This is a genomic window from Subdoligranulum sp. DSM 23681 (assembly GCF_057005535.1).
The window spans coordinates 2,735,797-2,758,444 of sequence record NZ_CM168050.1 but is presented as its reverse complement, the minus strand read 5'-3'; the positions used below and the strand labels follow the sequence as shown (position 1 = coordinate 2,758,444).

At 57.9% G+C, this 22,648-nt stretch carries 22 protein-coding genes, 1 tRNA gene and 1 pseudogene; 9 read left to right on the top strand and 15 right to left on the bottom strand.

Annotated features, from left to right (window positions below):
• Positions 1-20: 20 nt before the first annotated feature.
• Positions 21-1,925: a molecular chaperone HtpG gene (gene htpG / locus AC127K_RS12720; protein WP_483720870.1), complete on the top strand. Its 1,905-nt coding sequence runs from the start codon at positions 21-23 to the stop codon at positions 1,923-1,925.
• 91 nt (positions 1,926-2,016) lie between these two features.
• On the opposite strand, the gene AC127K_RS12715 is transcribed toward htpG, so the two are convergent.
• Positions 2,017-3,408: a sensor histidine kinase gene (locus tag AC127K_RS12715; protein WP_483720869.1), complete on the bottom strand. Its 1,392-nt coding sequence runs from the start codon at positions 3,406-3,408 to the stop codon at positions 2,017-2,019.
• Entirely contained in the window at positions 3,405-4,124 is a 720-nt protein-coding gene (locus AC127K_RS12710) for a response regulator transcription factor (protein WP_294540634.1), read from the bottom strand. The genes AC127K_RS12715 and AC127K_RS12710 overlap by 4 nt, the downstream gene beginning before the upstream one ends.
• A gap of 188 nt (positions 4,125-4,312) precedes the next feature.
• On the opposite strand from AC127K_RS12710, the gene AC127K_RS12705 reads away from it, so the two are divergent.
• From AC127K_RS12705 to AC127K_RS12690, 4 genes are all read left to right on the top strand, one after another.
• Positions 4,313-5,236, top strand: a complete 924-nt coding sequence (locus tag AC127K_RS12705) for an ABC transporter ATP-binding protein (RefSeq protein WP_483720868.1) — start codon at positions 4,313-4,315, stop codon at positions 5,234-5,236.
• The gene (locus AC127K_RS12700) at positions 5,237-5,983 is read left to right on the top strand and encodes an ABC transporter permease (RefSeq protein WP_483720867.1); all 747 of its coding nucleotides are present in this window, start codon (positions 5,237-5,239) and stop codon (positions 5,981-5,983) included.
• A gap of 2 nt (positions 5,984-5,985) precedes the next feature.
• On the top strand, positions 5,986-6,723 hold the full coding sequence (locus AC127K_RS12695; RefSeq protein WP_483720866.1) for an ABC transporter permease: 738 nt from the start codon (positions 5,986-5,988) through the stop codon (positions 6,721-6,723).
• A 73-nt stretch (positions 6,724-6,796) separates the two neighbouring features.
• On the top strand, positions 6,797-7,189 hold the full coding sequence (locus AC127K_RS12690; protein ID WP_294540642.1) for a hypothetical protein: 393 nt from the start codon (positions 6,797-6,799) through the stop codon (positions 7,187-7,189).
• A 74-nt stretch (positions 7,190-7,263) separates the two neighbouring features.
• Here the strand turns inward: AC127K_RS12690 and AC127K_RS12685 are convergent, their stop codons facing one another.
• Both AC127K_RS12685 and AC127K_RS12680 read right to left on the bottom strand, forming a co-directional pair.
• A complete protein-coding gene (locus tag AC127K_RS12685; RefSeq protein ID WP_483720865.1) occupies positions 7,264-7,599 on the bottom strand; it encodes a hypothetical protein in 336 nt (111 codons plus the stop codon).
• Between the two features lie 76 nt (positions 7,600-7,675).
• The gene (locus tag AC127K_RS12680; protein WP_483720864.1) at positions 7,676-8,542 is read right to left on the bottom strand and encodes a PHP domain-containing protein; all 867 of its coding nucleotides are present in this window, start codon (positions 8,540-8,542) and stop codon (positions 7,676-7,678) included.
• A 238-nt stretch (positions 8,543-8,780) separates the two neighbouring features.
• Between AC127K_RS12680 and AC127K_RS12675 the strand changes: the two genes are divergently transcribed.
• Positions 8,781-9,926: a hypothetical protein gene (locus AC127K_RS12675; protein WP_483720863.1), complete on the top strand. Its 1,146-nt coding sequence runs from the start codon at positions 8,781-8,783 to the stop codon at positions 9,924-9,926.
• Positions 9,927-10,083: 157 nt separating this feature from the next.
• On the opposite strand, the gene AC127K_RS12670 is transcribed toward AC127K_RS12675, so the two are convergent.
• Both AC127K_RS12670 and glmM read right to left on the bottom strand, forming a co-directional pair.
• Positions 10,084-10,160 (bottom strand) — tRNA-Pro (locus AC127K_RS12670).
• 106 nt (positions 10,161-10,266) lie between these two features.
• Positions 10,267-11,673: a phosphoglucosamine mutase gene (glmM, locus tag AC127K_RS12665; protein WP_483720862.1), complete on the bottom strand. Its 1,407-nt coding sequence runs from the start codon at positions 11,671-11,673 to the stop codon at positions 10,267-10,269.
• Positions 11,674-11,864: 191 nt separating this feature from the next.
• Between glmM and AC127K_RS12660 the strand changes: the two genes are divergently transcribed.
• Entirely contained in the window at positions 11,865-13,466 is a 1,602-nt protein-coding gene (locus AC127K_RS12660) for a MutS-related protein (protein WP_483720861.1), read from the top strand.
• A gap of 45 nt (positions 13,467-13,511) precedes the next feature.
• Here the strand turns inward: AC127K_RS12660 and AC127K_RS12655 are convergent, their stop codons facing one another.
• From AC127K_RS12655 to AC127K_RS12625, 7 genes and pseudogenes are all read right to left on the bottom strand, one after another.
• Positions 13,512-14,360, bottom strand: coding sequence for a tRNA lysidine(34) synthetase (locus AC127K_RS12655; protein WP_483720860.1), 849 nt, complete (start codon positions 14,358-14,360; stop codon positions 13,512-13,514).
• Entirely contained in the window at positions 14,350-15,120 is a 771-nt protein-coding gene (locus tag AC127K_RS12650) for a tRNA threonylcarbamoyladenosine dehydratase (RefSeq protein ID WP_483720859.1), read from the bottom strand. Before AC127K_RS12650 ends, AC127K_RS12655 begins: the two co-directional genes overlap by 11 nt.
• A 146-nt stretch (positions 15,121-15,266) precedes the next feature.
• Entirely contained in the window at positions 15,267-15,662 is a 396-nt protein-coding gene (locus tag AC127K_RS12645) for a metal-dependent transcriptional regulator (protein ID WP_483720858.1), read from the bottom strand.
• Positions 15,663-15,766: 104 nt separating this feature from the next.
• The gene (locus AC127K_RS12640; protein ID WP_483720857.1) at positions 15,767-15,973 is read right to left on the bottom strand and encodes a FeoB-associated Cys-rich membrane protein; all 207 of its coding nucleotides are present in this window, start codon (positions 15,971-15,973) and stop codon (positions 15,767-15,769) included.
• A 34-nt stretch (positions 15,974-16,007) separates the two neighbouring features.
• Positions 16,008-17,472 (bottom strand): annotated as a pseudogene (feoB, locus tag AC127K_RS12635) (ferrous iron transport protein B); the annotation flags it as partial.
• A 99-nt stretch (positions 17,473-17,571) separates the two neighbouring features.
• Positions 17,572-17,793: a FeoA family protein gene (locus AC127K_RS12630; protein ID WP_483720856.1), complete on the bottom strand. Its 222-nt coding sequence runs from the start codon at positions 17,791-17,793 to the stop codon at positions 17,572-17,574.
• 45 nt (positions 17,794-17,838) lie between these two features.
• Positions 17,839-18,054, bottom strand: coding sequence for a FeoA family protein (locus AC127K_RS12625; RefSeq protein ID WP_294539901.1), 216 nt, complete (start codon positions 18,052-18,054; stop codon positions 17,839-17,841).
• Between the two features lie 186 nt (positions 18,055-18,240).
• Here AC127K_RS12625 and AC127K_RS12620 point away from each other — a divergent pair, with 186 nt between their 5' ends.
• On the top strand, positions 18,241-18,618 hold the full coding sequence (locus tag AC127K_RS12620; protein ID WP_483720855.1) for a metal-dependent transcriptional regulator: 378 nt from the start codon (positions 18,241-18,243) through the stop codon (positions 18,616-18,618).
• Positions 18,619-18,770: 152 nt separating this feature from the next.
• Here AC127K_RS12620 and AC127K_RS12615 read toward each other — a convergent pair whose 3' ends face one another.
• Positions 18,771-19,337, bottom strand: a complete 567-nt coding sequence (locus tag AC127K_RS12615; protein WP_483720854.1) for a DUF3793 family protein — start codon at positions 19,335-19,337, stop codon at positions 18,771-18,773.
• A 323-nt stretch (positions 19,338-19,660) separates the two neighbouring features.
• On the opposite strand from AC127K_RS12615, the gene AC127K_RS12610 reads away from it, so the two are divergent.
• Positions 19,661-20,773, top strand: coding sequence for a diguanylate cyclase domain-containing protein (locus tag AC127K_RS12610; RefSeq protein ID WP_483720853.1), 1,113 nt, complete (start codon positions 19,661-19,663; stop codon positions 20,771-20,773).
• Between the two features lie 55 nt (positions 20,774-20,828).
• Here the strand turns inward: AC127K_RS12610 and AC127K_RS12605 are convergent, their stop codons facing one another.
• Positions 20,829-22,517, bottom strand: coding sequence for a M3 family oligoendopeptidase (locus AC127K_RS12605; protein ID WP_483720852.1), 1,689 nt, complete (start codon positions 22,515-22,517; stop codon positions 20,829-20,831).
• Between the last annotated feature and the right edge of the window lie 131 nt (positions 22,518-22,648).

The window sequence follows — 22,648 nt, the reverse complement described above, 5'->3', positions numbered from 1 at the left end:
ACAAAGAGGTCGATCATTTTATGGGTATGCATCAATTCAAGGCCGAAAGCAAAAAGCTGCTGGACCTGATGATCAATTCCATCTACACCAACAAGGAGATCTTTCTGCGTGAATTGATCTCCAACGCGTCGGATGCCTGCGACAAACTGTATTTCAAGTCCCTGACCGACACCAGCATCGGTGTGAGCAAGGCAGACCTGAAAATCCACATTGCCGCCGACAAGGACACCCGCACCCTGACCGTGAGCGATAACGGCATCGGCATGACCAAGGAAGAGCTGGAAAAGAATCTGGGCACCATCGCCAAGTCCGGCAGCCTGGACTTCAAGCAGGAAAACCAGAACGAGAACATCGACATCATCGGCCAGTTTGGCGTGGGCTTCTACTCCGCCTTCATGGTAGCGTCCAAGGTGACGGTCATCTCCCGTGCTCTGGGTTCCGATGAGGCCTGGAAGTGGGAGTCCAAGGGTGTGGAAGGCTACACCCTGACCCCCGCCGAAAAGGAAGACGTGGGCACCGATGTGATCATGGTGCTGAAAGAGGACGCCGAAAACGAGGACTACAGCCACTATCTGGAAGAGTACACTCTGGCCGATCTGGTGAAGAAGTACAGCGATTATGTGCATTATCCCATCACCATGTACCGGGAAAAGAGCCGTCAGAAGCCGAAGCCGGAGGACGCCGGGGATGACTACAAGCCCGAGTGGGAGACCTACACCGAACTGGAAACCCTGAACAGCATGGTTCCCATCTGGAAGCGGGACAAGAAAGAGCTGAAGGATGAGGACTACAACGAGTTCTACAAAAACCGTTTCAACGATTACACCGACCCGCTGCGGGTGATCACCTCCCGCACCGAGGGCACCGCCACCTACACCGCTCTGCTCTTTGTGCCCGGACGTACCCCCTACGATTACTACACCAAGGAATACGAGAAGGGACTGGCCCTGTACGCTTCCGGCGTGCTGATCATGGACAAGTGCGCAGACCTGCTGCCCGACTACTTCAGCTTCATCAAGGGCATTGTGGACAGCGAGGACCTGAGCCTGAACATCAGCCGTGAGACCCTGCAGAAAGACAGCCAGCTGCGCCTGATCCGCAACAGTCTGGAAAAGAAGATCAAGAACGAACTGCACGCCATGCTGGTCAACGACCGCGAAAAGTATGAGACCTTCTGGAAGGCCTTCGGCCGCCAGATCAAGTTCGGCATCTACGGCGACTACGGCATGCACAAGGATCTGCTGGCCGACCTGCTGATGTTCTTCTCCGCCAAGGAACAGAAGTATGTGACTCTGGATGAGTACATCGAAAAGATGCCCGAAGACCAGAAGTGCATCTACTACGCCGCCGGCGACGATGCGGCCCGCCTGAGCAAGCTGCCCAACGCCCAGCTGGTTCTGAGCAAGGGCTACGACCTGCTGCTGTGCACCGAGGATGTGGATGAGTTCTGCCTGCAGATCATGCACAACTACAAGGAGAAGGAATTCAAGAACATCAATGCCGGTGATCTGGGGCTGGCCACCGATGAGGAAAAGAAGGCCGCCGAAGACGCCGCCAATGAGAACAAGGATCTGTTTGAGGCCATCAAGAACGCCCTGAACGGCAAGATCAAGGAAGTCAAGGCCAACCCGACTCTGAAAGATCATCCGGTGTGCCTGTCCAGCGAAGGCGGACTGTCTATGGAGATGGAGAAGGTCCTGCGCAAGATGCCCGGTAACACCGAGGGCATGGAGAGCACCAAGGTACTGGAACTGAACACCACCCATCCTGTCTTTGCCGCCCTGCAGGCCGCCCAGGCTGCCGGCGACACTGACAAGATCAACAAATACAGCGAACTGCTGTATGACCAGGCCCTGCTCATTGAGGGTCTGCCCATCGAAGATCCTGTGGCGTATGCCCAGCTGGTCTGCGACCTGATGAAGTAACCAAGGGGATCACCCCTGCCAAAAAACAAGCCGGGGCGCCCTGCCGTCCTGTTCCGCACCAAGCGGAGCAGGGGCAGGGCGCCCCGGTTTTTTATTGCTTTTCTGAATTCGGTTCTTCTGCCAAAGGCAGCCTTACAACGGTACGGGCACCGTGGGGCGTATTCTGGCCGAATTGCACCTGCCCCCCATGGGCTTTCACGATCTGTTCCACAATGTGCAGTCCCAGCACATGGGGCTGCGTGCCGGAAAGGCAATTGCCCTCCAGAACCGCCAACACCGCCGGCGGGTACCCGCTGCCGGTATCGGCAACAGCCACGGCAAGGGTGGTTTCCTCCCTTCGGGCATGAACGGTGATGGCGCACCCCGGGTTGTGTCTGGCACTGTTGCCCAGCAGATTGGTGAAGGCCCGCCCCAGCAAAGACGCATCCGCATCCAGCACCAGCCTCTCTGCCAGCGGGTCCAGGTCAAAGTCCAGGGTACAGGTCTCCCCCACGCCGGAATTGCAGAAATCGGTAACGATCCGGCGCAGCAGCTCCCCTGCATGTATCGGTGCACGGCGAAGCGGCTGGGCGTTGTATTGCAGTTTGCTGGTCAGGTTCAGGTCCTCGATCAGGTGCCGGATGGTCTGCCCCTGGACCCGGATGGCCGCCGCCTTGTTCCGCTGGTCCGAAGGCAGGGTGGGATCCTGTTCCAGCTGTTCGGCATAGCCGAAAATCAGGGCCAGCGGCGTGCGGATATCATGACTGACCCCGGCGATCCAGTCGGTGCGGGCGGCATCCCGCTTGGCAATGATCTCATTCTGGCGCTGCAGTCGTGCACTGGTCTGGTTGAGTTTGCGGGCCACCTCCGCGGTGAAGCCGACGGTGGGCAGCTGTACCGCACCGCCGGCAGCCAGGGTGTCCAGTCCCCTGGCCACACCGGTCAGGGCTTTGGCCCCCCGCCAGCTGAACACCATGCACCCGGCCACCACCAAAGCCACAATGGCCAGCAATGTGGGGACGATGCCCCGGTAAATTCCCTGGAACAGTTCGGTGTAAGAGTAAAAACTGTACCGGAACATAGTGCCCGGGGTACGGCCCAGCACCAAAAGGCCGTTTTCGGTGATCCAGCAGAACACCGGATAATCGGCCAGATACCAGCGGGTGAAGGAGGCTACTTCGGTAACGGTATAAGCATGATCCAGCTGGTCAGGCAGATGGTACTGCCATACCACGGTTCCCTGCTCATCCAGCAGCATGGCCCACTCATACCCGTACAGCCATTCCTGGGTGGTGTGGTCGCTGTTCAGCCGGTAACCGTCCGGTGTCTGTTCCAGCGCTCCGGCGACCTGCTGGGCGCTGTAGCGGACGTTTTCCTGGTATTTGTCGGCATAATAGGCCACGACGCCCACGAACATTGCCAGCATGGCAACGGTCAGCACCAGAACGCCGCCGGCCACCGCCAACGCATACCGGCGCAGCATCCGGCCAAAGGTGCGTATCATGGGCATTCCTCCGTCAGCAATTTGTACCCCAGTCCCCGGGCCGTCAGCAGGCTTCTGGGATGGGAGGGGTCTGCTTCGATCTTCTCCCGCAGGTGGCGGATGTGTACATTCAGGCTGTTTTCATAACCGTAATACCCCTGTCCCCACACCGCCTGACACACCGCATCATAGGTCACGATATGTCCCCGGTTATCCGCCAATTTTTGCAGGATAGTCCGCTCGGTCCCGGTGAGGGTCAGCTGCGTACCGTCCACCCGGTGGACAGACGCATCGGCCAGTTCCACACGACAGGCCGCCAGGTGCAGGATTGCCGCCGGACTTTCCTGCCCGCTCCGACCCCAGACCCGGCGCAGAATCAGCTGGATACGCAGGAGCAATTCCTGGGTCAGGAAAGGTTTTGTCAGGTAATCATCCGCCCCCAGCCCCAGACCGAAAAGACGGTCGGCGTCGGCGTCCCGGGCAGACAGAAACAGAGCCGGGATCTCCCCTGCCCCGTTCAGCTCCCGGAACAGAGAAAAGCCATCCCCATCCGGCAGATTGATATCCAGCACCATCAGCCCCGGCCTGCTTTGGGCAAAGACGGCCCGGGCCTGGGCACAGGTCTGGGCCGTATGCAGGCAGGTATACCCGGCACCGTGCAGCGTCTGGCACAGCAAATCCAGAAGTTCGGGGTTGTCATCCACCAGCAGGATCTCCACATCCTGAATACGCCCCATCCCATGCCACTTCCTTTCTGTCATAACGGTTTTATTATACCCTTCCGGCCGCTCCGGCGCTATGGCTCCCGCCAAAACTTAAGGCAAAATTAAGCCGGGTGTCACCCCCGATTAAGGCGCCGCATGTAGGATGACAATGCGGGGACAAAAGAGAACCCCGCCGTCAACAGGAAGGGAGAAACACTGCCATGACCAATATCATAGAGACGAAAGACCTGTGCAAGGCCTACGGAAGCCACACCGCTGTGGACCATCTGGACCTGCTGGTCCCGGAAGGGAGCGTATACGGATTTATCGGCCCCAACGGCGCGGGAAAAAGCACCACCATGAAGATGCTGCTGGGACTGATTCACCCCACCGGGGGCACCGTGCGGCTTCTGGGGCAGCGGATGGATGCCCGCAACCGGCTGGACATCCTGCGCCGTACCGGCAGCCTGATCGAATCCCCCGCCGGGTATGCGCACCTAACCGCCCAGGAAAATCTGCAGATCGTGGCGGACCTGAAGCAGGTGCCGCGCAAAGACATTGACCGGGTACTGGAGATCGTGCATCTGAAAGAGTACCGGCGGCGGAAGGTAGGCCAATATTCCCTGGGCATGCGTCAGCGGCTGGGTATCGCCCAGGCCCTGCTGGGCAGCCCAAAGCTGCTGGTACTGGACGAACCCACCAACGGGCTGGATCCCGCAGGGATTCAGGAGATGCGCAGCCTGATTGCCGAGATGCCCCGCACCTGCGGCGCCACGTTGCTCATTTCCAGCCACCTGCTCAGTGAATTGGAAATGATTGTGGACCATGTGGGCATCATCAACAACGGGCAGCTGCTGTTCCAGGGACCGCTGGACAAACTGCGCCGTCACAGCCGGGGAAACATCCTGCTGGAAGTGCTGAATCCCGGTCCGGCCCGCCGGGTGCTGGGAGCCGCCCGGATTTTCGCCTGTGACGGCGGCGATCCCCACTGCCTGCAGCTGCCTGCCCTGCCTGAAACATCCGTGGCTGAACTGGTGCGGCAGCTGGCCGACCAGGGAGCCGGCGTGGTGGGCGTGACCCGCCGCACCAGGACGCTGGAAGAAATCTTCCTGAGCCTGACCGAGAGCCGCAAGGAGGTGGTCTGAATGCGCGCCTTTTTGGCCGAAGTGCAGAAGACCCGCCGCCGTCACGACCTGCCGGTGGCGGTGGGCATTGCACTGATCGTGGTCCTGTGGGCCAGCGCCAGCGCCCCCAGCACCGCCGATGAGCGTGCCGCCGGATACAGCGCTTTGCTGTATGCCCTGCCCATCATGAACGCGGTGGTCATGCCGGTGGGAATGGCAGCCCTGGCCAGCCGCATCTGGGATGCCGAGACCAAAGGGCAGACCTGCAAACTGCTGTTCACCCTGCAGAGCCGCGGCAGTCTGTTCGGGGCCAAGGCCGCCCTGGGGATGCTGGAAAATCTTCTGGTATGCGGGCTGGAGATTCTGGCCATGCCGGTGCTGGGGTATTTCCGGGGCTTCACCGAAGCATTGGATGCAAGGCTTTGCCTGTGGCTGCTGCTGTGCACCTTCTGCGTAAACGGGATGCTGTACTTTCTTTCCTTTCTGCTCAGCATCCGTCTGGCCAACCAGGTGGCCGCCCTGGCGGTCGGATTCTGCGGCGCCCTTCTGGGACTGTTTGCCGCATTCATGCCCGTATGGGTTTCCTATCTGGTGCCCTTCGGCTACTACATCCCGCTGAGCCCTGTGGGCATGGACTGGGACGCAGATACCCGCATCGCCCGGATGTTCGTCCGGCCTTTGTGCTGGCCGCTGCTGGGGGTCACTGTGCTGCTGGCGGTGATTCTGGCCCGGATGTGCCGTCGGGCCATTGAACAGGAGGAGGTCTGACTATGCTGATCCGCTGTATTCTGGCTGAAAACCGAAAACTGCACGGGGCCGTGATCTGGCTGGTGTTCCTGGTCGTGCCGATGATCTCGGCCTTATACGGTACCTTCAACTTTTTGCAGAACCTGGGCCTGCTCACCTTTGACTGGTACAACCTTTGGACCCAGCACACCTTGTTTTATACCCTGTTCTTCTTTGCCCCCATGGTAGGTGTCTACGCCGCCTACCTGTGGCGGCTGGAACACCTGGGGCACAACTGGAACCTGATCATGACGGTTCCGGTACGCCGTTCCTATATTTTTCTGGCAAAGTTTCTGGTGGTAGCCAAGATGACCTTGCTGACCCAGGGGTGGGTGTTTTTGCTGTATCTGCTGGCGGGCAAGTTTTGGGCCGGTCTGCCAGGATGGCCTCCGGTCACAATCGTGATCTGGCTGCTGCGCGGGGTGCTGGGCAGCCTGGGCGTCATCGCCTTTGAACTGCTGCTGGCCATGGCCATCCGCAGCTTTGCCGTGCCTGTCCTGGTCGGCCTGGCCGGTGGGGTGAGCGGCATGCTGGCCGCCAGCCGGGGATTGTCCCTCTTCTGGCCTTTTGCCCTGATGCAGGCCGGTATGAACTCCAACCGGAAAGACGATATGCTGAGCGGTCAGTTTTTCCCCTTTTTGCTGGCCTGCCTTGTCTGGGCCGGGATATTTGCAGGACTGGCCATCCTGCTCCTGCGGGCCCGGGATGTACGCGCGGAATAATTTTCACTGGTATTTTGCCGGATTTTGCGGTATAATGAGCCGGTAAATCCATCTTGGGGAGGAACATCTGCCGATGACTGCCAATGCTGCCGACTTTGCCGGACCGTCCTGCGGGCGCCGCTACGAAAAAGAGCTGGAGACCCACTTCCGGGATTGCCTGCTGTTCTACCTGGACGGGCGCATCAAATTTGAGCGCTACTGCTACGGGGAAGCCGCCTGTCTGGTATTCAGCGTATGGGCCCACGGGCTGGATGAGACCGGAAAGATCCTGTGGGACAAGGAGCCGGAATTTGAGACCGACCAGAAGGCTCTGCCCCGAGTACTGACCGATGTGCAGGAAGAGGGCACCGCCCTGCAGTTTGACGGCATGCGCAAGCGGTATGTGCTGACGGAAGAATTTGACACCGATAAGATGAACGGGTACAGCCGCTTCAAGGTTTTTTTACTGCGGCAAAAACATCATTGATCGAGAAAGGCCGGGGTCCCTGACGGGGCCTCCGGCCTTTCTGTATTTTTTCGTTTTTTTCCGGTCGTCCGGCATCATCTGCCGGAAACCTCCCCTGCCCCGGTCTGCCACCCGGACAGGTCCGCTCTCTCCTTTGACCAGGTTTCAGAGAATGGCCCGCAGCACGCCTGCAGCCAGCACCCGGACAAAATCGGCGCCGCCTGCTCACCGGGAGAGAGCATTCCCGCCATCCCCGCTGCCACCGCCGCAAAACCGCCTTTCCAGCAGATCTGTACCGCAGCTTCCTTTTCCCGTTCCGCTCCGGCCGGCATACCGATGGCTTGTTCCTGCATACCGGCGGCATACGGCGGTTGGGTATATGTATCCCAGCAGGTGCTGCGTACCCCGCCGGGGACGGCCATCCTTCTCATCCTGACCAGCTCCTCCTCTGGAATAGTAAGCGCCGGGGAACGTCATCTGTTTCCCGGCGACAGAAAGCCCGAATCTTCACATTCCCAGACACTCCAGCAGGCGCGTGCAGGAATCCTGCGGGAAATGATTCAACAGGCTGTCCTGTTCGCTCTGCCCATGGTAATCGCTGGCGGCACTGTACATCAGGTCATACCGGTCGGCCAGCTTTTTCAGTGTTTGCCGCTGGTTGTCATCATACTGCCGGTAAAGTACCTCCATGGCACCACGACTGCCGGCCAGCTCCTTGAACTGCTTGAGCAGCCGTTCATTTTCGGTTTCGTCAAGGCGGTAATAGTACAGATGCGCCAGCACCGCCGCACCGCCTGCCGCCAGAATGGCCCCCACCGCCTCTTCCATGGACACATACCGCAGCGGATTGGGAACAAAAGCCTTTCTCTGGCCGTACTGTCCGATATAAACGTCAAAGGCCTGATCCACCGTCTCCACATAGTGCCGCTCCTTGAGCATGCCGGCAATGACCATCCGTCCGATATGGCGTTTGTCCGGATAAAGGCGGCGCAGATCCTCATAACTGCCCAGATCAATCCCACACAGGCGAAGGCGGTCCAGAATCGCATTGATATATGGTGCGCGGTCCGGCTTATTGTGGAAAAGGACTTCCTGTATCCGGGGGCTGCAGCGATCGAACCCCAGCGCCACAACATGGATTTCCACTTCTGCCTTCTGGGATGTGGTATACAAGCAGCTGATTTCGGCGCCCTGTATCAACCGGATCGCCGGATGTCGGGCCTGCAGCCCACCAATGTCTTCCGTATAGTTGTGATCGGTGATGGCAAGTACGCCGATCTGTGCCTGCTCCGCTTTGGCGCACAGCTGCTCCGGTGTGCACACACCGTCGCTTTTGGTGGTGTGGGTATGCAGATCAATATAAGAATTTTCCATCACTCGTTTCCTCCCTTGCAGAATGGATTGCTTTGACGAAGGAGCTGGTTTCTTCGGCTGTAGTTCAATTGTATCAGAAGGATTTTGCATCTACAATTGACTTTTTGAATATATTATTCTGTATGTTTTTTATACAGATGCATTTCATTTTTAATTGTTTCATATTGTTTTTTTGGAACAGTATTGCTATAATACAGACACAGGATCTCCAAAATTCCTCAGGAAAGGTGGTCAGGAAATGAAAAGCAAACCCATGCCCTGCCGGCAGGAGCCCACAGAATCCATGTCGTACAACGCTATGATCAAATCCAGATTGTGCCGTTGGAAAACCAACTACGAAGAAATGCACGCAGCCAACCTGAACTACACCGCCATTGCCAACAAGATGGAGGAGGATTTCCACATTCGGACTTCCCCGCAAAAGATCAGCGCCATGTTTGATATCCTGTCAGACCGGGAAGTCAAGCTGCAGGAAATCGTGGCCTTGTCCCAGATCTTTCATTTTCCCCTGCAGGATATCTGTGAGTTTCCCAACGCACCCGCTTCCAACGCACTGGAAATCAACGCTTTGCTGAAAAAACAAAAGCAGGACCGTTCCATCTGTCCGGTCGGCAACGACTTTTATGACGGGCAGTATTACTGCTACTACTTCAAGCCCAAACTTTCCGAGGACCGGCTGAAACCGGTGGAGGAAGGCAGCATTGAAGAAGCCGCTATGAACATCAGCATTTCCGGCGGGCACTCCACCATCACACTGCACGAATTGAAAGCCAACACCACCTTCTACGGCGAGCCTATGCCCTGCTTTACGCTCAAGGGAAACCTGTATCACTTTGAAAGTTCCAACATTGCCTACAGCTTCATTTCCAGCAGTGACGGACGGCGGGCCATGGCCCTGATGTTCTCTTATCTGGACCTGAGCAGCGATATCCGCTATTACATGACCATGGGAATGCTGACCTTCTCCCTGAACCAGGTGCACGCGCCGCTGTTTCAGAAAATGGCCGTCTTCCGGGTGAAGCAGGATTATCGGGATCCCCACGTGGACAATATCCTGCGGGGAATCCTGGCACTCAACACCTCCCCCATTATTCTGGACGAGGACACCATAAAACAATTGATCGACCAGGAACCCATGCTGGCCAAACTGATTGCGCCGGAAAAGGCCATCAAGAAGTGCTATGCATTTTCTGAAAATACCATCCGGGGCAACTCCTTCTTCCTGCTGGATGACCGGCAGAAGATTGAAATTCTGCTGCTTCTGAAAAAAAGCAGCCTCTTCCCCGTACAGGAACTGGTGTCCGAGTCGGATACTTTTACGGATTTCATCAAGGCCTACCAGCGGGAGATGCTGAAAAAGCCGACCCCGGATCCCACCCCATAACCAACAAAACGGCAGGCTCTGCCCCTTTGAAGGGACAAAGCCTGCCGTTTTTCTGTCTGTGTCGGGATCGTCCTTGGTTTGCAGGCGGACATAGCAAAAGGACCGTGAAACTTGCGTTTCACGGTCCTTTTGACGGGCTGATCTGACGGCCCTTGTTTGGTCCGAGTGGCGAGAGTCGAACTCACGGCCTCTTGAACCCCATTCAAGCGCGCTACCAAACTGCGCTACACCCGGTTACGACCGAGCCGGTCAATCAGCATGTATGATTATAACGGGTTTGAATGGTTTTGTCAAGGGATTTTCTGCAGTTTTTTACAAAAACTTTGATTTTTTCAATTTTTCACGCCTGTTCGTAGCCTTTGTGGCGAATCACATCCACGACCTGGTCCACATACTTCTGGCAGATCTCCTTGCTGGGCGCTTCCACCATCACACGGACCAGCGGTTCAGTGCCGGATTCCCGCACCAGAATGCGGCCGGTGTCCCCCAGCTCCGCAGCGACGGCCTGCACGGCGGCCTGCACATCCGGATCGTTCTGTGCCGTGGCCTTGTCGGTGACCCTGACGTTTTCCAGCACCTGGGGATAGATGGCCAGCGGGGCGGCCAGTTCGCTCATGGGCTTCTTGCGGGCCATCATCACTTCCATCAGCTTCAGGCTGGTGAGGATGCCGTCACCGGTGGAGGCGTATTTGCTGAAGATAATATGGCCGCTCTGCTCACCGCCGATACGGCTGCCGTGCTGCTGCATATACTCATAGACATACTTGTCGCCCACAGCGGTCTTGGCATAGTCGATATCCAGCTCATCGAAAGCCTTGTACAGGCCGAAGTTGGACATGACGGTGGTGACCACCGTGTTGGTGACCAGCTTGCCGCGCTCTTTCATATAGCGACCATAGATATACAGGATATGATCGCCGGTGACCACATTGCCCTTCTCGTCCACGCACAGGCAGCGGTCCGCGTCGCCATCGTAGGCAAAGCCCACATCCAGGCCCTTTTCCACCACAAACTTCTGCAGCCCTTCAATATGGGTGGAACCGGCATTCAGGTTGATGTTCAGGCCGTTGGGTTCGGCGTTGATCACATAGGTCGTGGCTCCCAGCGCATCAAACACCGCCTTGGCAATGTTCCAGCTGGAACCATTGGCGCAGTCCAGGCCTACCTTCACACCGCGGAAGCTGTACATGCCCAGGCTGATGAGATAACCGATGTACCGGTTGCGGCCGGAGATATAGTCTACGGTGCAGCCGATCTTATCGCGGTGGGCAAAGGGCAGTTCCTCCCATTTCTGGCCGAAGGCTTCCAGATTGCCGTCCAGGTAGGCTTCCACCAGAGAGATGGTCTCTTCGTCCATCTTTTCCCCCTGGCCGTTGATGAGCTTGATGCCGTTGTCGTAGTAGGGGTTGTGGGAGGCGGAGATCATGATGCCGCAGTCAAAATTGTCCACGCGGGCAATGTACGCCACAGACGGGGTGGTGGTCACATGCAGCAGGTAGGCATCCGCACCGGAAGCCACCAGTCCCCCCACCAGGCTGTACTCGAACATATAGCTGGAGCGGCGGGTATCCTTGCCGATGACGATGCGGGCCGGGCCCTGCTGGGGTGCCAGGCCTTCCTCGGCGGCGCGGCGGCGTTTTTCGTTATAGTACCAGCCCAGGAACCGGCCCACCTTGTAGGCGTGGTCGGCGGTCAGGTTGATGTTGGCTTCCCCGCGGAAGCCGTCGGTACCAAAATATTTACCCATTATGTTCCCCTTTCAGGTGATACAAAGCAAAATTCAAACCGCAGGCACAAAAGTGCACAGCTTCGGTTCTTTCCTATTGTATCGCATACACGGCCAAATGTCCAGCAAAGCAGCGCGCAAATGAATTGACGTTCCTGTTTTTTAAGCGTAAGATGAAACTGTAGGTTTCATGATAAGAAAGGATACGCCTTATGTCCAACGAACCTTTTCGGCTGCTGTTCCCTGCGGGATATGCCCCCGCCGAAGGCAGTGCCCTGCCGGACACAGAATTCATCCACACCCTGCAGCTGGACCAGATGATCGGCATCCGCCGGGAAAGCTACCGCGGCATTGCAGACCTGCGGCTGGAGCAGTTCTTCAGCTGCGAGCCCGCCGTCCTGGCTTACCGGGCAGAACTGATCCTGGAAATTGCGGACAGCGAAGCGCTGCAGGGGCTGGTCCGGGATGCCCTGCCTTTGATCCGGGATGCCTACGAGATGTGCAAGGTCCTGAAGCAGGGCGACGGCAGCCTGGAAAGCGGGCTGGCCAGTACCCGGTATATCGAGCAGTACCTGGAACTTGTGGAGCTGTTCCGGTCCCGTCTGGCGTCCCTGGACCTTGCCAGTGCCGGCCTGCGGCGGCTGAAAGCCGAGATACAGGCCCGCTGTGAAAGTGAAGATTATCGGGCTCTGCGTGCCCATCTGCAGGAATTGGACATGCAGATCGGACAGGTCAAGAGCATCTCTCTGGGAGTGAATCTGGACGGCAGCCTGCATGTGACCGAGGCCGGTCTGCTGGGGCTGCACACACAGCCCTTCCGGCAGGGAAGCATCCTGGACAAGCTGCTGGGCAGTCACAAGGACCCCATGGTATGCCTTTCCGGCTTTGCCAACGTGAGCAAGGCCGGACGGGATGAAGAACGGCAGGCACTGAATGGTGCGGTCTGCCGCGCCCTGGACACGGTGTTTGCCAGGACCATCCGCAGTTGGGAGCCGGTGATCAACCAGTTTTTCCATGATGAGACCCGATTTTTCATTGCGTTGATGGACGATCTGCGGTTTCTGGCCGCGGCAGTCCCTTTTATCTGTCAGCTGCGGCAGGCCGGGTGTCCGGTGTGCCGGCCTGTTATCCGTCCGGTACAGGACCGCGCCCTGCGGCTGCACAATGTATACAATCCCATGCTGGCCTTAAAAAACCTTCACGACCCCATTGTATGCAACGATTTTTGCCTGGATGAGAACGGGCGCTTTTATCTGGTGACCGGTCCCAATCATGGGGGCAAGTCCATCTTCTGCTATGCGGTAGGCATGGCCCAGGCGCTGTTCCAGTTGGGGTTGCCGGTGCCTGCGGAGGAAGCGGAGATGAGCCCGGTAACCGGCATTTACACCCACTTTCCCACTTCCGACGAGGACAACTACGGAAAAGGGCGGCTGGAGAGCGAATGTGCCCGCATCAGCGCCATCCTGCCCCGGCTGCACGACACGGATCTGCTGCTGATGGACGAGAGCTTCAGCTCCACCAGCCTGCTGGAAGGCGGCTACATCGCCGCCGAGGTACTGGCAGCCATCAGTGAAATCGGCTGCGGCGGGTTGTATGTGACCCATATCCATGAACTGAGTCAGCGCCTGGACGAACTGAGCGTAGGCCCCGGCAAGCTGGACAATCTGGTGGCGCAGATGCAGAACGTGGGCGACGGGACCCGCAGTTACCGCATCCTGCGCACCAAACCGGACGGGCTGAGTTATGCCCGGGACATCGCCCGCAAATACGGGCTGAGCCGGGAGGAAATTCTGGAACAGCGGCAGAAACCATAAACAAAGGCACCTGTCATCCAGCGGGGATGGCAGGTGCCTTATGATTTATTCGGAGACAGGCGGAGCGTCGTCGTAGCCTTCCAGGAAGGTGTGGGCCACCCCATGGGATTTATAGCCGGGAACCGTGTCCAGACAGACTGCATGCAGCGCGCTGAAAATATTGTTTTCAATGTTGGGATTGGCCTTTTTCAGCTCCCGCAGCAGGGTTTTCACCTCCTGCCGTTTGGAGGCGCCGGGTTCATCGCTGCGGGCCGTCATGCGGCAGGCACACTGCAGAAAATGCAGATCATGGTACCGGGCCCAGGCAATGATATCCTGTTCCTTGACACAGTAAAGCGGACGGATGAGTTCCATGCCCGGGAAGTTTTTGCTGTGCAGTTTGGGAGGCATGCCCTGCAGCTGCGCCCCGTAAAACATACTCATGACCGCGGTCTCGATGACATCATTGAGATGATGCCCCAGGGCGATCTTGTTGCAGCCCATAAGCTGGGCCTGCTTGTACAGATGCCCCCGGCGCATGCGGGCACACAGGTAGCAGGGGTTGCGGTCGGTGTGATAGGCCGTGTCGAAAATATCGGTTTCGAACACCGTGACGGGAATATTCAGCAGTCGGGCGTTTTCCTCGATCTGTCTGCGATTTTCCGGAGCATAACCGGGGTCCATGACCAAAAATTTCAGCTCGAAAGGCACTTCGGTATGGCGGTGGAGTTCCTGCATGAGCTTGGCCAGCAGCATGGAATCCTTGCCGCCGGAAATGCACACCGCCACCCGGTCCCCTTCCTGTACCAGCTCATACCGCTTGATGGCGGCCACAAAAGGGTTCCACAGCTGCTTGCGGTATTTCTTGATGAGGCTTCGCTCAATCACTTCATAAGGCTGCAGTTCACGGGGCATCCGCCATCACCTCCTGATCGGCAAGTGCGGGCCATTCGGCCAGGTCCTTGATGACCTCCCCCGCCAGGGTCAGTCCGGCCACCGGAGGCACAAACGCATTGGAACCATGCGTGAACCGCTTTCCGGAGCCGGCACGGGCCGTGTCCAGGCTGCCGCCGCTCTGGGCGGGCACCGTGTGGGGCGTCTCCCGGGAATAGACCACCTTTAGGGACCGGACCCCCCGCTTACGGCACTGGGTCCGCATGGCCCGGGCCAGCGGACATACCGACGTGGCATACAGATCCGCCACTTCAAACGCGGTGGGGTCCATCTTGCCGGCGGCTCCCATAGAACTGATCACCGGCACCCCCGCCTGCTGGGCCAGCCAAGCCAGTTCCACCTTGGCGCTGACCGTATCAATGGCGTCCACCACATAATCAAAGGCGGAAAAATCAAACCGGCCGGCGGTATCCGGGCCGAAAAAGACCCGGTGGGTGTTCACCACCGCCGCCGGGTTGATGGCGTGGATACGCTCGGCAAAGACTTCCACCTTGGGGCGGCCGATGGTATCGTGGGTGGCAATGATCTGGCGGTTCAGGTTCGTCAGGCAGACCTCATCGTCATCGATCAGCTCCAGGGTCCCCACGCCGCTGCGGGCCAGGGCCTCCACGGCATAGCCGCCCACGCCGCCCACGCCGAACACCGCCACGCGGGCATGCTGCAGACGCTGCAGGCCGGCTTCCCCCAGCATGGCGCGGGTGCGGGAAAACTGGTCGATCATAAGGCTCCGTCCTCCTAATTCCTACAAATTCTGTTGGTCATTGTAGCATGCGGACCGGGTGGTGTCAAGGCGGACCATCCGGCGGACAAGGTGCCGGATAAAAATGGTAACGCTCCCCACCGTTCCCGCAAACAGCAGCGGAAAAATCAGGCTTCGCATCCGGATCCCTCCGGCGTCTTCAGGGCCGGCGGGCACCGGCGGAGGTACTCTGTATCCGGCAGAGCTGCCGCCAGCACCAGCGACGCCTGCCAGCGCTGGGCCGGGGTCAGTTCCAGTCCTGTGGAGGGGAAATCCCCGTTGATCCGCTCTACCAGGTTGCGGTAATAGCGTGCGGCAAAAAAGCCGCGTTCCGTCAGGGTGATTTTGCCGTAGGGGGCTTTTTCCACCAGACCGTGCTCTGCCAGGGTCCGCAGCACCCGCACCACCGAGGGACGGGTGACACCAAGGACATCGGCCACCTCCTTGGAACGCACAGGGCGTCCCCCTGCGGCCAGATCGGACACCGCAAACAGATACCGCAGGTTGGCATCAGACAAGGGCATGGCGCTCTCCTTTCCGAATTGTGTTGAAAAAAGGGCAGGCACAGCCCCCGCGCGGCATCTGCCCCCGTCTTTGCCGTGTCTGCCCCTTAGGATGATAAACTGTATCAGGTATGGGTGTCTGTTCCGGTATGGGTGCATCCGCCGGAACAGCCGCTGCACCCGGCACAGCCCCCGCAGGAACCGCCGCAGGAGCAGGAGTGCTTGCCCTCCCGCTTATCACGAATCATCTTGTAAATGGCCAGGCCCATGGCGCCGAACACCAGCACCGCCACAATGACCGTGGCCAGTCCGCCTCCCAGAAATGCCAGCATGGCAAACCCTCCTTGAACCTTGTATGGTCTGATTTTATTTGGCGGCAACTACCTTGCGCACATCCAGACGAAGCTTTTCCGTCTTGTGGGGATTGGGGCGCACAAGCAGGTATACCAGGCCGCACAGCGCGGCAACGGCCACCACCGTGAAAGGCCCGAACACCGCTTCCCCGGTCACCAGACCGCCCAGCTGATAGACGATCATGGCGATGACATAGGCGAAGGCACACATATACCCGATGGCACCCAGAGTCCAGCGGGGATTGTTCATCTCCCGCTTGATGGCCCCCCATGGCCGCGAAGCAGGGCGCGCACAGCAGATTGAAGATCATGAAGCTGTACGCCCGCACGGCGCCGAAATCTGCCGCCACGGCCCCCCAGATAGGGCTGGAATCCTGTTTCAGATCAATGTCACCGGCGTAATTATACAACACACCGAAGGTATTGACAACTTCCTCCTTGGCAATCAGACCGGTGACCGTCGCCACTGTGGCTTTCCAGGCCATATCGCCCATCCAGCCCAGGGGATAGAAAATTCAGGCAATGGCATTGCCGATGGCTGCCAGCAGGGAGTGGTTATTGTCCTCCACCGCCGAAAAGGCGCCGTCCACAAAGCCGTATCCCTGCAGGAACCACAGCACCACCGAAGACACCAGGATGATGGTGCCGGCGCGCTTGATGAAGGACAGTCCCCGTTCTCCGGTGGCCCGGAACACATTGCCCCAGGCAGGTACATGGTAGGCCGGCAGTTCCATCACGAAAGGTGCAGGGTCCCCGGCAAAGGCTTTGAACTTTTTAAGCATGATACCGGAAATGACCACTGCCGCAATGCCGATAAAAAAGGCGGATGTGGCCACCAGGGGATTTTCCCCGAAGACGGCACCGGCAAACAGACCGATGATCGGCAGCTTGGCACTGCAGGGGATGAAACCGGTGGTCATAATGGTCATCTTGCGGTCCCGGTCGGATTCAATGGTCCGGGTGGACATGATACCGGGCACACCGCATCCGGTGGCCACCAGAAGCGGAATGAAGCTTTTGCCGGAGAGTCCGAAGCGGCGGAAGATGCGGTCCATGACAAACGCCACACGGGCCATATAGCCCACATCTTCCAGAATCGCCAGCAGGAAGCAGAGCACCAGGATCTGAGGCACGAATCCCAGCACAGCCCCCACGCCGGCCACAATGCCGTCCTGGATCAGACCGTACAGCCAGTGGGCCACCACCGGTTCTCCCTGCGCGTTGAGCAGCAGCTTGTCAAACAGACCAGGAACGATCTCCCCGAACAGAACATCATTGGCCCAGTCGGTCCCTTTGGTTCCGATGGAGATGGGCAGCTGCCCCATGGCAATGGAATAGATCACCCCCATGACCACCACAAAAATCGGCAGGGCCAGAATGCGGTTGGTCACGATACGGTCAATGCGGTCGGACACGGTCAGGTTGCCGCTGCGGGCCTGCTTGTGCACCGCCTGTTCCACCACACGGCCGATGTAGGCACATGTGTATACTCCCCTTCTTATATGGTCTCTCTCAAAAAGTTAGTTTTTGCTAACTTATGAGCTTGAAAGAAGGCGGTCCTGCAACAACCGCCCGCTTTATACCAGTTCCACCATCTCCGCGTCCGCCTTGCGAATGCTGAGCTCATATCCACGGATATTCAGTTCCATGGGATCCCCCAGCGGCGTCACCTTGCGCACCAGGATCTGAACGCCTTTGGTCAGACCCATATCCATGATGCGCCGGCGCACCGGACCTTCCCCGTGTACCTTGGCTACGGTGACGGTCTGCCCCACCTTGGCTTCTTTCAGCGTTTTCATTGTATTGCCTCCTCCATACAAATCTATGGCCAACGGCTTGCCCGTTCAGCTGACCAGAATGCGGTTTGCCATGGTCTTGTCCAGTGCCACCCGGCTGTCCCTGACCTGCAGGATCAGGTTGCCGGACAACTGGCTGACAATCACGACCCGCGTGTCCAGCACAAAGCCCAGTTCGGCCAGGTGCTGACGCACATCATCCCGTCCGGTGATCTTCCGGATGGTGTAGCTTTCTCCGATTTTGCCCATGGTGATCGGCAGCAAATTGTTCCCCTTCTTTCTGTCCTGTGCTGGTATGGCCCCGGATAAACGATATCAGTTAGTTTTTACTAACTTCCGGATCATTTGCAGTTTATCACCACTAACCGGGAATGTCAATCCTTTTTCTTGCATTTCAGGTTAGTTTGTGCTAATGTTTTAAGTAAAGACCAATAAAGCGAGGCTTTTTTTATGAAGATTCACCAATCTGCAGAAGATTATCTGGAAAAAATTCTTATGATCCAGGAGCGGAAGGGCGAAGTCCACTCCATTGACATTGCCAATGAGCTGGGCTTTTCCAAGCCAAGTGTCAGCGTAGCCATGAAGAATCTGCGGCTGGCAGGTTATATTTCCATGGACGGTGCCGGCTGCATCACCCTGGAAGCACCGGGATACGACATCGCCACCCGGATCTACCAGCGCCACAAGCTGCTGACCCGCATCCTCATGGCTTTGGGTGTGGATGAGGAGACCGCTGCAGAAGACGCCTGCAAGATCGAGCACGACCTGAGCCCCGAAACCTTCGACCGGCTGGCCGAATACGCCGAAAAGCATTTTCCCGAAGAATAAGCCTTCCCCAACGAAAACAAAACCGGCGCCCGCACGGAGAGTACACGGGCGCCGGTTTTGCTGATTCGGAAAGCCTTTTTCAAAAGATCGCAAATGGCTGTGTACGTTCTTTTTCAGGCTGGAAATAATCGAATTGGAAACAGTTGTCTGCACTACACCGCCACGGTAAGGCGGGTGGGCGTGAATCCGCTGCGGTAACAGCGCAGATACACCTCCGTGCATTTGCGGTATTGCGCAAAACGGGCACGCGCGGCATCCGGATCGCCGTATGCTTTCCAGTATCCCTTGCATGTATAATTTTTTCCCTTGTTCTGCACAAACCCGACCACGTCCTCCAGGGGATATCCCAGGAAAATACCGATCTCATGCGGGAATTCCGCTTCCGTGCACAGACGCGACGAAAGATGCGCCAGCTGGGATTCCAAAGGACCTGTGCCATACCCGGCCTCAGCCAGATAAGACTGTACCTCTGTCCGCTGCAGGATCTCCCGCAGGCGATTGGCACGGTATACATAGATGAGAAAGGCGGAGGTCAGCGAACAGGCCTTGAGAACCTGAATTTTTACGCCCCTGGAGGCCAGCTGGGAACGCCAGACCGCAAGGGTTTTATGCATGGAGGCCGCATCCGGCTCCACCCAGCGGAACAGATTGGCCGGTTTGATGCCGGCCATGACCGGCGCACACTGGGTAATGAAGGCCACGCCAAAATCTCTGCGCATAAAAATCACCTCCCGGTTTTGTTGGTCCGTTAGTTAGCTAAAACTAACCAATAAGTCAAAAAACAGCCCCTCTCGCCTTTTCGCCAGAAAGCGAAGGGCAGGATGGCGTCATCAGTTAGTTTATTCTAACCGATGCAATGACTATAGCACACAGCGGCTTTTCTGTCAAGCACTTTCTGCTCAATTTTTTTCTGCAGACCCGTTTTTATCCCTGCAAGGTCCGATTTCCCGGTTCCAGTCTTTCCAATTTTTTCCTGCTATGATATACTAAAGTCACATCGTCAGCGCAGAATGATTCATCTTCAACACGGAGGAGGTGCGGCATGGATCATATTCTGTACGTCGAAATCAACCTGATCTGTATTTTGATTGTGGTGCTGGAAATCGTGCAGCTGGCGCGGGACATTGATAAATCTCCCCGGGTGCGGCTTTTTATTGGTCTGATGTGCTGCGCCCTGCTGAGTTTTGGTTTTGACCTTGCCTGGGCCCTGCTGCACGCCGCCGGTGCGCCGGAGCCCCTGAGCTGGACCGTCAACCAATTGTATTTCCTGGCGCTGAACCTGACCTCGGTTTTTTGGATGCTGTACGCCGAGACCTGTATGGAATCCTGCTGGCTGCAAAAGCGCAGCCTGTTCTGCCTTTCCCTGACGCCGGCCGTGGTCCTGCAGATCATCACCCTGGCAGGGCTGGTGTTTTACATCGGTCCGGAAGGATACCAGCGCGGCCCTTTGCACTGGTTCCAGGTGGCGGTCGCCTATCTCTACATTTTCTGGCCCGCCGGAAAGGCCTACATCAAATCCACCCAGCGGCGCTATTACGCCCATCGATCCGAATACCGGATGCTGGCGTCCTTTGTGCTGTTCCCATTGTTGTTCTCCGCCCTGCAGCTGTTTTTGGGCGGCGATGCGCCCATGCTGTGCGTGGGCATCACCATGTCCATCATCCTGCTGTACCAGAACCGGCAGGCGCGGCTGATCTCCCGGGATCCGCTGACCGGCCTGAACAACCGTACCCAGCTGATACAGTATCTTTCCGAGCACATCAAAAGCCATGACAAGACTTTGTATCTGCTGATGATGGACGCCAACCGGTTCAAGAACATCAACGACACCTACGGGCACACCGCCGGAGACCGGGCACTGGTGCAGATTGCCACAGCCCTGAAGAAATCGGTGCCGCCCCGGTTCCTGATTGCACGGTACGGCGGCGATGAATTCATTGTGGCCGGAGAGGCAGACAGCGAGCCGGAGATCTGTCAGCTGCGGGACCGCATCATCCAGACCCTGGCAGAAGAAAATGCAGCCAGCGGGGAGCCCTGGCACCTGTCCCTGTGTATCGGCTACGCGGCATACAGCGACAAGATGAACACCATCCCGGACCTGATCGAAGCTGCCGACCGGGAACTGTACAAAGCCAAAAGAAACCTGACCCAATAACAGACAGCCCTCCGCCGGGAAGACCGGACGGAGGGCTGTCTGTTTTTTCGTCGGATTACAGCTGATGCTGTTCGATCCAGGTTTCCACTTCCCGGGCCAGATCGGTGAGGCTGCCGGGGGTGAAGGGGACTTTCATGCCCGCAGCCTCGGCCAGCTCCGCATAAGAAGCGGTGCCGGCCAGACGGGTCAGCTTGAGGTAACGCTGCCAGGCATCCTGATGGTCATGCAGCGCTGCAATAAAGAACTGCAGGGCAATGACGGTGGCCAGACAGTAATCGATGTAGTAGAAGGGGCACTCATAGATGTGCAGCTGGCGCTGCCAGCCCGCGCCCCGGCCGTAGAAAGGCAGGTCGCCGAACTCGTTCCAGGGACGGTACTTCTGTTCCAGCTTGAGCCATTCGGCATTGCGCTGTTCCGGGGTCAGGTCCGGATTCTGGTAGACAATATGCTGGAACTCGTCCACCATGCAGCCGTAGGGCAGGAATACGAAGCTGTCCTCGGCGTGATACAGTTCATACTTGTCGGTGTCGGGACCGAAGAAGAGATGATGCCAGGGTGCGGTGAGGAACTCCATGGACATGGAGTGGATCTCGGCGCTTTCCATGCCGGGGCACTGCAGTTCCTGGGGGATCTCGGTGCGGGCGGCCAGATAGGCCTCCAGGGCGTGGCCGGCTTCATGGGTAAGCACATCCACATCTCCGGAAGTGCCGTTCCAGTTGGCAAAGATGAAGGGAGCTTTGTGGTCGGGGATGATTTCCTCATAGCCGCCGGTCATCTTGCCGGGACGACTCATGACATCAAACATCTCGTTGTCCTGCATGAAGTCGATGAATTCCCCGGTGATAGGGCTCAGTTCATGGTACATCTTGCGGGCACCGGCCATGAGCTCCTCATAGGTGCCGTGGGGTGCCGGATTGCCGTCCGCAAAGCAGACACCGGAATCCCAGAACATGGGATGCTCGATGCCGGTGCGCTTGGCACGCAGGTCCAGCATGCGGCGCAGCAGAGGCACCACCTGTTCTTCCACTTCCTTGCGGAAGGCGGCCACTTCCTTCTGTCCGTAACCGATGCGGTTCATGCGGACATAGCTCAGCTCGCTGTAATCCTTGTAGCCCAGAATGTGGGCCTGTTCGGTGCGATTCTTGACCAGCCGGTCATACAGATCGTCGAACTCGGCACGATGGGCATCAAAGTAGGAGGCTTCAGCCTCATAGGCAGCCCGACGCATGGCAGGGTCCAGGCTCTGCTTGTAGGGCGTCAGCTGGGGGATGGTCAGCTGCTTGCCGTCCAGTTCTACCAGGGCGCCGCCGTACAGACGCTGATAGGCGCTGGTCAGGGTGTTTTCTTCCTTCTGCAGGTCGATGACCCGCTCGTCCATGGACAGCACCCGGTTCTTCAGGGTGGGCAGAACGGTGGAACCGAAGGCTTTTTCCAGGGCGTCGGCGTGGGGATTGGACAGGATGGCCCGGGCGATTTCGGTCTCGGCATTGGCCACGGCAGGGCCGTTGGCATCAAACCAGTCCTGCTCGGCTGCCCAGGTCGTGTCACGGGTGTCCAGGGTATAATGGATATTGGCCAACACCTGGGCGGTGCGGTAATGGGCCAGGAAGTCGTTTTCCTCCCGGTAGAGGTGGATCAGTTCTTCCCCGCTTTCGGCAGCGGCCAGACGGACAGCCAGACTCTTGCAGCCGGTAAGCACCGCCTCCAGGTCCGGGCGCTGGTAAGGCATTTCAGAAAATTTCATGGGGTAAGGGTCTCCTTTCATGAGGTTTTGCGCTTGTCTTTTAGGATAACACACTTGCCACAAAAAGGAAAGCCGCTGCTTGCGTTTGACGGCGAAAAGAGGTAGTATAGAACCAGGTGAAAACCATACCT